Annotated in this window: 10 protein-coding genes; 8 read left to right on the top strand and 2 right to left on the bottom strand. The window is 72.9% G+C overall.

Annotated elements, in window-relative coordinates:
• Positions 1-41 precede the first annotated feature (41 nt).
• On the top strand, positions 42-2,288 hold the full coding sequence (locus LV457_RS16965; protein ID WP_232172677.1) for an MMPL family transporter: 2,247 nt from the start codon (positions 42-44) through the stop codon (positions 2,286-2,288).
• On the opposite strand, the gene LV457_RS16960 is transcribed toward LV457_RS16965, so the two are convergent.
• Positions 2,260-2,853 (bottom strand): helix-turn-helix domain-containing protein, encoded by a 594-nt coding sequence (locus tag LV457_RS16960; protein WP_232172676.1) that lies wholly within the window; start codon positions 2,851-2,853, stop codon positions 2,260-2,262. The genes LV457_RS16965 and LV457_RS16960 overlap by 29 nt on opposite strands.
• Before the next feature lie 5 nt (positions 2,854-2,858).
• Positions 2,859-4,346 (bottom strand): pyruvate, phosphate dikinase, encoded by a 1,488-nt coding sequence (locus tag LV457_RS16955; protein ID WP_232172675.1) that lies wholly within the window; start codon positions 4,344-4,346, stop codon positions 2,859-2,861.
• A gap of 88 nt (positions 4,347-4,434) precedes the next feature.
• On the opposite strand from LV457_RS16955, the gene fabG reads away from it, so the two are divergent.
• The 7 genes from fabG to LV457_RS16920 form a co-directional block, all read left to right on the top strand.
• On the top strand, positions 4,435-5,175 hold the full coding sequence (gene fabG, locus LV457_RS16950; RefSeq protein WP_232172673.1) for a 3-oxoacyl-ACP reductase FabG: 741 nt from the start codon (positions 4,435-4,437) through the stop codon (positions 5,173-5,175).
• Positions 5,172-6,386 (top strand): acetyl-CoA C-acetyltransferase, encoded by a 1,215-nt coding sequence (locus LV457_RS16945; protein ID WP_308192215.1) that lies wholly within the window; start codon positions 5,172-5,174, stop codon positions 6,384-6,386. The genes fabG and LV457_RS16945 overlap by 4 nt, the downstream gene beginning before the upstream one ends.
• Positions 6,383-7,576: an acyl-CoA dehydrogenase family protein gene (locus LV457_RS16940; RefSeq protein ID WP_232172670.1), complete on the top strand. Its 1,194-nt coding sequence runs from the start codon at positions 6,383-6,385 to the stop codon at positions 7,574-7,576. The genes LV457_RS16945 and LV457_RS16940 overlap by 4 nt, the downstream gene beginning before the upstream one ends.
• Before the next feature lie 116 nt (positions 7,577-7,692).
• The gene (locus tag LV457_RS16935; protein ID WP_232172668.1) at positions 7,693-8,868 is read left to right on the top strand and encodes a thiolase family protein; all 1,176 of its coding nucleotides are present in this window, start codon (positions 7,693-7,695) and stop codon (positions 8,866-8,868) included.
• A gap of 22 nt (positions 8,869-8,890) precedes the next feature.
• Positions 8,891-9,931, top strand: a complete 1,041-nt coding sequence (locus LV457_RS16930; RefSeq protein WP_232172666.1) for an acyl-CoA dehydrogenase — start codon at positions 8,891-8,893, stop codon at positions 9,929-9,931.
• 61 nt (positions 9,932-9,992) lie between these two features.
• Positions 9,993-11,489, top strand: a complete 1,497-nt coding sequence (locus LV457_RS16925; RefSeq protein WP_232172665.1) for a carboxylesterase/lipase family protein — start codon at positions 9,993-9,995, stop codon at positions 11,487-11,489.
• A gap of 192 nt (positions 11,490-11,681) precedes the next feature.
• Positions 11,682-12,322, top strand: a 641-nt coding sequence (locus tag LV457_RS16920; protein WP_232172663.1) for an MCE family protein, incomplete at its 3' end; no start/stop codon positions are given.

Genomic DNA, 12,322 nt, shown 5'->3' with positions numbered 1-12,322 from the left:
TCGCTCGCCTGGCGCTCGCAGCGCCGGGCCTCGTCCTGACGGTGGCCGTACTGGTGATGGTCGGGGCCGGCTACTTCGGCGCGCACGTCACGAAAATGCTGTCGGCCGCCGGCTTCCGGGATCCCGCCGCGGAGTCCTCGCGGGCGTCCGACCTCATGTCGCAGCAGTTCGGCCAGGGCGATCTCGGCATTGTGTTCGCGATCCGCGGCGGCGGCGGCGTCGCGGATCCGCAGGTGCGCGCGGTGGCGCAGGACGTCGCCGGGCAGCTCGCCGCCTCCCCCGACGTCGACGGCGTCGTCTCGGCGTGGAGCGCCCCGCCGGCCGCGGCCCGGGAGCTCACCAGTTCCGACGGCCGGACCGGCCTGGTCGCGGCGGGCATCACCGGCGGGGGCAGCGACGCCCAACGGCACGCCAAGGAGCTGGCCGACCGGATCGCCGGGCCACGCGGCGACGTCGAGGTCGTCGCGGGCGGCCCCGCCATGGCGTACGTGCAGATCAACAGCCAGTCCGAGCGCGACCTGATCGTCATGGAGGCGGTCGCGTTCCCGCTCAGCTTCGCGGTGCTGGTGTGGGTGTTCGGCGGGCTGCTGGCGGCCGCGATCCCGCTGGCCGTGGGCATCTGGTCGGTGGTGGGGACCATGGCGCTGCTGCGCCTGCTGACCTTCGTCACCGACGTCTCGACGTTCGCCCTCAACCTCACCGTCGCGATGGCGCTCTGCCTGGCGATCGACTACACGCTGCTGATCCTCAGCCGGTACCGCGACGAGCGGTCCGCCGGCGCGCCGGCCGAGGACGCGCTCACCGTCACGATGGCCACCGCGGGCCGCACCGTGCTGTTCTCCGCGACGACGGTCGGGTGCTCGATGCTGGCGTTGACGCTGTTCCCGATGTACTTCCTGCGGTCCTTCGGACTCGCCGGCTGCACCGTGGTGGTGCTGACCGCGCTGGCGGCCCTGCTGATCGGGCCCGCCGCCATCGCGCTGCTGGGCGACCGGATCGACGCCCTCGACGTGCGACCCCTCGCGCGCCGGCTGCTGCGCCGACCGCCGCGGGAGCACAAGCGCCCGGAGGAGACGCTGTGGTACCGCAGCGCCCGCTTCGCCACCCGGCGGGCGGTGCCGGTCGCGCTGGCCGGCGCCACACTCCTGCTGGTGCTCGGTGCGCCGTTCCTCGGGGTGCGGTGGGGGTTCCCCGACGAGCGGATGCTGCCGGCGTCGGCGTCGGCGCGGCAGGTCGGTGACCTGCTCCGCGAGGACTTCCCGCACGACCCGGGCACCGCGATCACCGTTGTCGTGCCGGACATCACCGGCGTGGACGCCCGCGAGATCGGACGGTTCACCCGCGATCTGTCGACCACGCCGGAGGTCTCGTCGGCGTCGGGTCCGACCGGAACCTATGTCGGCGGGGTGATGGTCGGTCCGCCGGGGAGTCCCGCCGGGGTGGCCGACGGCGGCGCCTACTTCACCGTCAACAGCACCGCGCCCACCGCCGACGACGCGGAGCCCAGTCAACTCGACTGGCTGCACGGCGTGATCGGACCGGCCGGCCGCCCCTACGTCGTGGGCGGCGCCGCGCAGGTGAACGCGGACAACGCCGCCGCCATCAATGCGCGCCTGCCGCTGGTGCTGCTGGTGATCGCCGCCGTCACCGTCACGCTGCTGTTCCTGCTGACCGGCAGCGTGCTGCTGCCGATCAAGGCGGTGCTGCTCAACATGCTGTCGCTGACCGCCACGTTCGGCGCGCTGGTATGGATCTTCCAGGACGGCCACCTCGGCGCGCTGGGCACCACCGCGACCGGCACGCTGGTGGCCCACGTCCCGGTGCTGCTGTTCTGCGTCGCGTTCGGGCTGTCGATGGACTACGAGGTGTTCCTCATCTCGCGCATCCGGGAGTACTGGCTGGCGTCGCGCCGGTCCACCGCCGCCGACAACGACGAGGCGATCGCGCGGGGACTCGCCGGCACCGGGCGCATCGTCACCGCCGCGGCGCTCTTGATGTCCATCTCGTTCGCCGCGCTGACGGCCTCCGACGTGTCGATCATGCGGATGTTCGGGCTCGGTCTGACGCTGGCGGTGCTGATGGACGCGACGCTGGTGCGGATGCTGCTGGTGCCCGCCGTGATGCACCTGCTCGGCCGGGCCAACTGGTGGGCGCCGCTGCCGATGATGCGCTGGCACAGCCGCATCGGGCTCAGCGACATCCCGCTGGAGCTGCGACCCGCGGTGCGTGAACCCGCCCGGCCCGGCGGCCGGCACCGGGTCAGCCGGCGGATTCGTCCTCGCGGGTGAGGCCGGCGGCGCCGAGCAGTTCCTCGTGCAGCTCGAACCAGACCGTGTGGTAGCTGTCGACGAGCGGGCGGGCGAGCCAGGACGTGTCGCCGCCGCGGATCCTCGCGTGGGCGGCGGCGAGCTTCGTCGCGTAGCCGCCGAGCCGGGGCAGCGCGGCGGCGACGTCGGCGACGATCGGCATCACCCGGGCGTGGACGCCGTCGAGGCGGGCGAGCAGCCGGCCTTCGTCGTTGGCAGCGTCCGGGTCGGCCGCAGCGTCCGGGCGCAGCTGCCACGCCGACACCAGCGCCCGCAGCTCCTCGTTGACCGCCCGGAACCGGTCGTAGGCGGCCCGGACCGCGTCGGCATCGGCGCCGGCGCGTTCCTGCGCCAGCAGTTCCCCGAGCCGCGCCCGGCCGGCCGGCGACAGCCGCACCGACGCGCCCGACACCAGATAGCCCGCCGCCGTGAGGGATTCGACCAGCCGCTCGACCGTCGCCGGGTCGGCGCCGACCGTGGCGGCGAGCTCGGTCGGCCGGATGCGGCCCTTGAGCCGGACGGCCTGCAGCACCTGGAGCTCGCACATCGCGGTCAGCCGGCCGCAGCGAGTTCGGCCAGCAGGTCGCGCACCGCGTCGTCGCCGTCGCGCGCGGCGACCGTCCGCGCCAGCTGCGCCAGCGCCCGCAGCGCCGCGGCGTCGCCGGGCGATCCCGGCCCCGGATCGGCGGCGCCGTCGCGGACCTCACCCCGGGTGCCGTCGACGGTGACCAGCCGGCCGGCCAGGGCGGCCGCGGCACCCGTTCCGCAGCCGACGACCGCGGGGCGCCCCAGCTCGCGGCTGACCACGGCGGCGTGGGAGGTCGCACCGCCGACTTCGGTCACCAGGCCGCGCGCCGCCAGCATGCCCTGGACGTCCTGCGGGCTGGTGTGCCGGCGCACCAGGATCACGTCCTCGCCGTCGTCGGCGGCGTCGATCGCGGCGTCGACGTCGGTGTAGGCGCGGCCGGAGACGACGCCCGGACAGGCCGGCAGCCCGGATGCCAGCAGCGGTGCCGCAGTGCAGCGCGGCGACGACGCCGCCGCCGGCAGCAGGGCGCGGACGTGCTCCGGCGTGACCCGTCGCAGCGCTTCGGCGTCGCCGATGATGCCCTCGGCGTGCAGCGCGAGCGCCAGCCGGACGGCGGCGCGGGCGGAGCGCCGGGCGCGGCGGGTCTGCAGCAGCCAGAGCCGGCCGTCCTCGACCGTGAACTCGATGTCCGCCACGTCGCGCTCGCGCCGCTCCACCGCGGCCGCGGCGGTGAGCAGCTGCCGGTGCACCTCGGGCTGCGCTGCCGCGAGCGCGCCGATCGGCTCGCCGTCGGTGGTGCCCGACACCAGGTCCTCGCCCTGGCCGCCGCGCAGCCACTCGCCGTACGGAGTGTTGTCGCCGGTGATGGGGTTGCGGGTGAACAGCACCCCGGCACCCGACCGGCCGTTGAGGTTGCCGAACACCATCGCCTGCACCACGACGGCCGTCCCGCCGCCGTCGTCGATGCCGTGGTGGCGGCGGTACGCCGCAGCCCGGGGGGAGTGCCACGACGCGAAGACGGCCGCGATGGCGTCGCGCAGCTGCACCTCCGGCGGCCCGCCCGCGGCGCCCACCGGGTGGCGCATCGCCCGCGCCCGGACGTCGTCGGCGAACTCCCGGCCGGCCGTCGCGGTCAGGGCGGCGTGCACGGCGTCGTCGACACCGACGTTGAGCACCGTGTCGAGCATCCCCGGCATGGAGTGCGCGGCGCCGCTGCGGACGCTGACCAGCAGCGGCCGGGGGCCCGAGCCGAACGTGCGGCCGGTGCGGTGCTCCAGCCAACCCAGCGCGGCCCGCACGTCGGCCCACAGGGCGTCGAGCGTCCGCCGCGGGTCGGCGAAGAACCGGCGGCACACCTCGGTGGTGAGGCAGAACGCGGGCGGCACCGGCAGACCGTGGTGCGCCATGACGTCGATCCCGTAGGCCTTGCCGCCCACCAGCTCGCGGTCCAGCGCGCCGTGACCCGAGAGCAGCACGACGGCCGACGCGACGGGGGTGACGTCCGGCTCCACGGTTCACATATAGCAGCGTGCGGGCGCCGCGACGCAGCCGCTGCCGCGGCGGCTTCCCAAATGAGCGGCGAAATGCCACGCTCCACCGATGTCGCTGTTGCAGGGTCAGGTCGCCGTCGTCACCGGCGGAGCGCAAGGTCTCGGGTACGCCATCGCCGAACGCTTCATCGCCGAAGGCGCCCGGGTGGTGCTCGGCGACGTCAACCTGCAGGCCACCGAACAGGCCGCGGCGAAGCTCGGCGGCGCCGAGGTCGCGACGGCCGTGCGCTGCGACGTCACGAACAGCGCGGAGGTCGAGACGCTGGTGCGGACGGCGGTCGAGCGGTTCGGCGACCTGGACATCATGGTGAACAACGCCGGCATCACCCGCGACGCCACGCTGCGGAAGATGACCGAAGAACAGTTCGACCAGGTCATCGCCGTGCACCTGAAGGGCACCTGGAACGGGCTGAAGTCGGCGGCGGCGATCATGCGGGAGAACAAGCGCGGCGTCATCGTCAACATGTCGTCGATCTCCGGCAAGGTCGGCATGATCGGGCAGACCAACTATTCCGCCGCCAAGGCCGGCATCGTCGGCATGACGAAGGCCGCCGCCAAGGAGCTGGCGCATCTGGGGGTGCGGGTCAACGCCATTCAGCCGGGGCTCATCCGCTCGGCCATGACCGAGGCCATGCCGCAGCACATCTGGGACGCCAAGCTCGCCGAGGTGCCGATGGGCCGCGCCGGCGAACCCGACGAGGTCGCCAAGGTCGCGCTGTTCCTCGCCAGCGACCTGTCGTCGTACATGACCGGGACGACGCTCGAGGTGACGGGCGGCCGCCACCTGTGACCCGCGATGCGGTGATCTGCGAGCCGGTCCGCACGCCGATCGGGCGCTACGGCGGCATGTTCAAGCCGCTCTCCGCTGTCGACCTCGGCGTCGCCGCGCTGCAGGGGCTGCTGGCCCGCACCGGCCTCGCGCCCGACGCCGTCGAGGACGTCATCCTCGGGCACTGCTATCCCAGCAGCGAGGCGCCGGCGATCGGCCGCGTCGTCGCGCTCGACGCGGGCCTGCCGGTCACCGTGCCGGGCCTGCAGCTCGACCGCCGGTGCGGGTCGGGGCTGCAGGCGGTGATTCAGGCCTGCCTGCAGGTCGGCACCGGCGCCAACGACCTGGTGGTCGCCGGCGGCACCGAGTCCATGAGCAACGCGGCCTTCTACGCCACCGACATGCGGTGGGGACCCCCACGCCACGGCGTCATGCTGCACGATGCGCTGGCCCGCGGCCGCACCACTGCCGGCGGGCGCCACCACCCGGTGCCGGGCGGCATGCTCGAGACCGCCGAGAACCTGCGGCGGGAGTACGGCATCTCACGGCAGGAGCAGGACGAGCTGGCCGTCGAATCGCACCGCCGCGCCGTGGCCGCGCAGCGCGACGGTGTGCTGGCCGACGAGATCGTTCCGGTCACCGTGACGAGCCGCCGCGGCGAGCAGGTGCTCGACACCGACGAGCATCCGCGCGCCGACACCACCCTCGAATCGCTGGCGAAGCTGAAACCCATTCTGGGCAATGACGATCCGGAGGCGACCGTCACCGCAGGGAACGCCAGCGGCCAGAACGACGCGGCCGCCATGTGCGTGGTGACCACGCCCGAGCGGGCCGCCGACCTCGGACTGCGGCCGCTGGTGCGGTTGGCGTCCTGGGCGGTCGCCGGCGTGCCGCCCGACGTGATGGGCATCGGCCCGGTGCCCGCCACCGACGCGGCGCTCACCAAGGCCGGGCTGAAACTCGCCGACATCGACCTCATCGAGCTCAACGAGGCGTTCGCCGCCCAAGCGCTCGCGGTGATGGCGGAGTGGGGGTTCACCGAGCGCGACCGCGAGCGCACCAACGTCCGCGGCTCGGGCATCTCGCTCGGCCATCCGGTCGGGGCGACCGGCGGCCGCATGCTCGCCACGCTGGCGCGCGAACTCGACCGCCGGCAGGCCCGCTACGGGCTGGAGACGATGTGCATCGGCGGCGGGCAGGGCCTGGCCGCGGTGTTCGAGCGGGTGACATGACCCGCCTGGCGCAGACCCTCGGCCTCACCGAGGTGCAGACCGAGATCCTGGCCACCGTGCGGCAATTCGTCGACAAAGAGGTCATCCCCGCCGCCGCAGAACTGGAGCGCACCGACACCTATCCGCAGGCCATCGTCGACGCGATGAAGGACATGGGCCTGTTCGGGCTGATGATCCCGGAGTCCTACGGCGGGCTCGGCGAATCGCTGCTCACCTATGCGCTGTGCGTCGAGGAGCTGGCCCGCGGCTGGATGAGCGTCTCCGGGGTGCTCAACACCCACTTCATCGTCGCCTACCTGCTGCGTCAGCACGGCACCGACGAGCAGCGGCAGCGGTTCCTGCCGCGGATGGCCACCGGCGAGACCCGCGGCGCGTTCTCGATGTCCGAACCGGAGCTGGGCTCCGACGTCGCCGCCATCCGCACCCGTGCGAAGCGCACCGACGACGGCGGCTACATCATCGACGGGCAGAAGATGTGGCTGACCAACGGCGGCAGCTCCACGCTGGTCGCGGTGCTGGTGCGCACCGACGAGGGCGCCGAGCGGCCGCACCGCAACCTGACGGCGTTCCTCGTCGAAAAGCCCACCGGCTTCGGGGACGTCAAGCCGGGGCTCACCATTCCGGGCAAGCTCGACAAGCTCGGCTACAAGGGCATCGACACCACCGAGCTGATCTTCGCCGGCTACCGCGCCGCGGCCGACGACGTGCTCGGCGGCGTGCCGGGCCGCGGGTTCGCGCAGATGATGGACGGCGTCGAGGTCGGCCGGGTCAACGTGGCGGCGCGGGCCTGCGGCGTCGGCATCCGGGCCTTCGAGCTCGCCGCGCGCTACGCCCAGCAGCGCACCACGTTCGGCAAGCCCATCGCGCAGCACCAGGCCATCGCCTTCCAGCTCGCCGAGATGGCGACGAAGATCGAAGCCGCGCACCTGATGATGGTGAACGCCGCCCGCCTCAAGGACTCCGGCGACCGCAACGACGTCGCGGCCGGCATGGCGAAATACCTCGCCAGCGAACTGTGCTCGGAGGTCACGCAGCAGAGCTTCCGCATCCACGGCGGCTACGGCTACTCCACGGAGTACGAGATCGAGCGGCTGATGCGCGACGCGCCGTTCCTGCTCATCGGCGAGGGCACCAGCGAAATCCAGAAGCAGATCATCAGCAGGCGGCTGCTCGAGGAGTACCGGATCTAACGCCGCGTGCGAGGTGGCCGACGCCCGGGGCTGGCAACCCGAGCATTACAGCTGCTACCGTTTTTGTAAGTTTCCCGCTGCCGGCTGGGGCAGCCCGACACCCGGAGTCTTCAGATATGGGTACACCCGTCATCGTCGGTGCGGCCAGGACAGCCATCGGCCGGTCCTTCAAGGGCACGCTGGTGAACACTCCGCCCGAGACGCTCATCACCACGGTGCTCCCGGAGGTGGTCCGTCGCTCCGGTGTCGACCCGGCGGACATCGACGACATCATCGTCGCCGAATCCCACTACGGCGGCGGCGATCTCGCGCGCTACGCGGCCACGGCGACGGGCATGGACCACGTACCCGGCCAGTCGGTGAACCGCCACTGCGCGGGCAGCCTCACCGCGATCGGCAACGCATCGGCGCAGATCGGCTCGGGCATGGAGCGCGCGCTGGTCGCCGGCGGCGTGCAGTCGCTGTCGATGACCCCGCTGGTGAACTGGCGCATCCCCGGCCCGGAGCTGAAGTTCGAGGAGCGGTGGATGCCGCCCACCCACGTCGAGACCCCTGACGCACCGGCCAAGGACATGTCGATCACCGTCGGCTGGAACACCGCTAAGGCCATGGGCATCAGCCGCGAGGAGATGGACGCCTGGGCGGCCCGGTCGCATCAGCGCGCGGTCGCCGCGATCGACGCCGGGTCCTTCGTCGACGAGATCGTGCCGCTCAAGGTCGACCAGTTCGACGGCTCGGTCACCGAGTTCAGCGTCGACGAGCACCCGCGCCGCGACACCACGGTGGAGAAGCTCGCCGGGCTGAAAGTGCTGCACCCGGAGATCGAGGGCTTCTCGATCACGGCCGGCAACAGCAGCGGCACCAACGACGCCGCGGCCGCGGTCGCGCTCGTCGACGCCGACTACGCGGCGGCGAACAACCTCGGCGTGCTGGCGACCGTCAAGGCGTGGGCCGCCGCCGGTATCGCCCCGCGCGACTGCGGGCTCGGTGCGCTGCGGGCGATCTCGAAGGTGCTCGACCGCGCCGGCCTGCAGGCGTCCGACGTCGCGCTGTGGGAGATCAACGAGGCGTTCGCGTCGGTGCCCATCGCGGCGTGCCGCGAGTTCGGGCTGGATGAGGAGCTCGTCAACGTCTCCGGCAGCGGCTGCAGCCTGGGCCATCCGATCGCCGCGTCGGGTGCGCGCATGGTCACCACGCTCGTCTACGAACTGCAGCGCCGCGGCGGCGGCATCGGGGTCGCCGCGATGTGCGCCGGCGGCGGCCAGGGCGGCGCGGTCGTCGTCGAGGTCTGATCCGGCCGGGGCGCGACGCGCGATGGACCGCTACGAGCTGCGCCGGCTCGATTACAGCCTGAGCGAAGACCATCGCGCCGTGCAGGCGGCCTACCGCGACTTCTTCGCAACCCGGTCACCGATCGAGACCGTGCGCGCCGCCGAGGCGACCGGCTTCGACGCCCGCCTCTGGGAGCAACTGTGCGCGATGGGCGCCACCACGATGGCGCTTCCCGAGGCCGCCGGCGGTGACGGCGCGACGCTCGTCGACCTCGCGCTGGTCGCCGAGGAACTGGGCCGCCACCTCGCGCCGGTGCCGTGGATCGACCACGTGTGCGCCACCCGGCTGCTCGCCGCGCTCGGCGCGCTCGACGAGGCCTTCGTCACCGGCGGCCGGCTCGCCGGGCTCGACCCGCAGTACGACAGCGCCGGTGTGCGGCTCGTCCCGGCCGGTGCGGTGGCCGACCAGATCGTCGTCCGCAACGGCGACGACGTCGAGCGGCTGACGTTCGCCACCCGCCCGGCGCGGGTGGACAACATCGGCCGGCTGCCGATGGCGTGGGTCGACCCGGCGGCCGCCGAGGGCCGGGAGGTGATCGCGTCCGGCGCCGGTGCGGTCGCGGCATACCAACGGGCGCTCGACGAATGGCGGCTGTTGACGGCCGCCGCGCTGGTTGGCCTGGTCGAGCAGACCATGACCATCGCCGTCGAGTTCGCCAAGACCCGCCACACCCTCGGCGTGCCGATCGGCACGCTGCAGGGCATCTCCCACCCACTCGCCGACGTCGCGATCGCCGTGCAGAGCGGCCGCGGGCTGGTGCACCGCGCGGCGTGGTTCTGCGACCACGAGCCCGACGAACGGCCCGAGCTGCCCGCAGCGGCGTTCGTGTTCCTGGCCGAGGAGGCGCCCAGGGCCGCCACGGTGGCCGCGCACGTGCAGGGCGGGCTCGGGGTCTCGGCCGAAGCAGCGTCGGCGGCCTATTTGCTGCGAGCCCGCGGCTGGTCGCTGGCCGGCGGCGACCCGGGGGCGTGCGCCCGGCGGATCGGCGCGCTGGTGGCGGCGCGGGAGGCCGTCGGCGGGTGACCTGTCCGCCGCACCGCCCACCGCGGGGCGCCCGCGGGCGGCGGTTGCTACGGTCCACCACATGACGTCGTGGGCCACGCAAGTCTCGACCACCGCCGGCACCGTGGAGGGGTTCGTGCGCTCCGGGGTGCGTCGCTGGCGGGCCATTCCGTACGCGAAGCCGCCGGTCGGGCCGCTGCGGTTCCGAGCACCGGAGCCCGCCGCCCCGTGGCGCGGAGTGCGCTACTGCCGTGAGTGGGGGCACTGCGCCCCGCAGGATCCGCGCTACACGCTGCTCGGGCCGAACACCCGGCAGTCGATGAGCGAGGACTGCCTGACGCTCAACGTGGTGTCGCCCGAACGGGCGGAGAACCTGCCGGTGATGGTGTTCATCCACGGCGGCGGCTACATGTTCGGCAGCTCAGCCACCCCGCTCTACGACGGCGCCGCGTTGGCGCGACGCGGCTGCGTGTACGTGTCGGTCAACTACCGCCTCGGCCCGCTCGGCTGCCTGGACCTGACGTCGTTGTCGCCGGAGCGGTTCGAGTCGAACCTGTTCCTGCGCGATCTGGTGCTCGCCCTGCAGTGGGTGCGCGACAACATCGGCGGCTTTGGCGGCGACCCCGCCAACGTCACCATCTTCGGCGAGAGCGCCGGCGCGCACGCGGTCACCTCGTTGCTGGCGGTACCCGCCGCCGACGGGCTCTTCCGCCAGGCCATAGCCCAGAGCCCACCGGGCGGGATGATCCGGCCGAGCGACGAGGCCGCCGAGACCGCGCAGCGCTTCGTCGAGACGTTGCAGCTCGGCGGCGAAGATCCGGTCGAGGCGGTGCTGACCGCCCGGCCGTCGCGGCTGGTGCGCGCGCTCGAACGGCTCATGGTGCGCACGGTCCGCGAGCGGCCGTGGTCCTTCACCGTCGGCCCGACCATCGACGGCGACTACCTGCCCGCGCACCCGGTCGACGCCATGCTCGCCGGCACCGCCGCGCGGGTACCGCTGATCGTCGGCCACAACGCCGAGGAGAGCCGGCTCTTCAGCCGGTTCACGAGCTACCTGCCCACCAACGAACCGGTGATCGAGCGGCTGCTCGCCGCCGACCCGCAGCTGCGCGAGCGGGTGGCCCGCGCGTATCCGGGCTATCCGCGCACCGCCGCGTGCCGCCAGTTCGGTGACGACTTCACCTTCGGCGCGGTGGCGTGGCGGCTGGCCGACGCCCACAGCCGCCACGCGCCCGCCTACCTGTACCGCTACGACTTCGCGCCGCGCACGCTGCGGTGGGCCGGCCTCGGCGCCACCCACGCCACCGAGTTGCTGGCCGTCTTCGACACCTACCGCAGCCGGATCGGGCCGCTGCTCACGGTGGCCGGCGACCGGCGGGCGGCGCTGCGGGTCAGCGAGGACATGCAGCGGCGGTGGCTGGAATTCGCCCGCGCCGGCGTGCCCGGGCGCCACTGGCCGCAACACCGGGCCGACCAGCGGGCGGTGCGGATCTTCGACCGCCGGTCGCGCGTCGAGGTCGACCCGACGGCCGACCGCCGCGAGCTGTGGGAGGCGCTCGACTTCAGCCGGTCGCGATGAGCCGGTAGCGGTCGCCTAAGTTGGTCACGCATGTGACCAAGATGACGCCGCGCGAGTTGCGCGGCCGTGCACCGGTTGAGAAGGTGAGACCCGCGCAACGGGTCGGCGTGTCGGGTTCAGTAGCGGCGAAAGGGTTTACGTGATCGTCGGGGAAGCACTCGCTGCCGTGTCGGCGCCGCCGGCTTGGCGCGGATGGTGAACAGCGAGGGGTGGCGCAAACGATTCCGGCACTGGCAGTACAGCCCACCGGTCAAGACGTCCGCCGTCGTCCTGCTGACCATCGCGGCCGTCGTCCTGACGCTGGTGTACTTCCAGTTCCGCGGGGCGTTCAGGCCGACCACCGACCTGACGCTGGTGACCGACCGGACCGGACTGGCCATGGACGAGGGTTCCAAGGTCACCTACAACGGCGTGCAGATCGGCCGCGTCGGCAAGATCGACGAGCGGACGGTCGGTGAGGCGCCGCAGGCCGAGCTCACGCTGGAGATCGAACCGAAGTACATCGACCTGATCCCCGCCAACGTCGCCGCGGACATCAAGGCCAGCACGGTCTTCGGCAACAAGTACGTGTCGTTCAGCTCGCCGCCGAACCCCGACCCGCGCCGGATCAGCAGCTCCGACCAGATCCGGGTGCAGCGGGTCACCACCGAGTTCAACACGCTGTTCGAGACCATCACCGAGATCTCGCAGAAGGTCGATCCGGTCGAGCTGAACGCGACGCTGAGCGCGGCGGCCGAGGCGCTGACCGGGCTCGGTGACCGGTTCGGCGAGTCCGTCGTCGAGGGCAACGACATCCTGTCGCAGGTCAACCCGCGGTTGCCGCGGTTCCGCTA

This window comes from Mycobacterium sp. MYCO198283 (assembly GCF_021213805.1).
Taxonomy (GTDB): Bacteria; Actinomycetota; Actinomycetes; order Mycobacteriales; family Mycobacteriaceae; genus Mycobacterium.
The sequence above is the reverse complement of the archived record's forward strand: the minus strand, read 5'-3'. Positions and strand labels throughout refer to the sequence as shown.

Coding starts and splice junctions, on each gene's coding strand:
- LV457_RS16940 (WP_232172670.1), top strand. CDS start 6,383: ATGACCCGCCTGGCGCAGACCCTCGGCCTCACCGAGGTGCAGACCGAG.
- LV457_RS16925 (WP_232172665.1), top strand. CDS start 9,993: ATGACGTCGTGGGCCACGCAAGTCTCGACCACCGCCGGCACCGTGGAG.
- LV457_RS16930 (WP_232172666.1), top strand. CDS start 8,891: ATGGACCGCTACGAGCTGCGCCGGCTCGATTACAGCCTGAGCGAAGAC.
- LV457_RS16960 (WP_232172676.1), bottom strand. CDS start 2,853: ATGTGCGAGCTCCAGGTGCTGCAGGCCGTCCGGCTCAAGGGCCGCATC.
- fabG (WP_232172673.1), top strand. CDS start 4,435: ATGTCGCTGTTGCAGGGTCAGGTCGCCGTCGTCACCGGCGGAGCGCAA.
- LV457_RS16935 (WP_232172668.1), top strand. CDS start 7,693: ATGGGTACACCCGTCATCGTCGGTGCGGCCAGGACAGCCATCGGCCGG.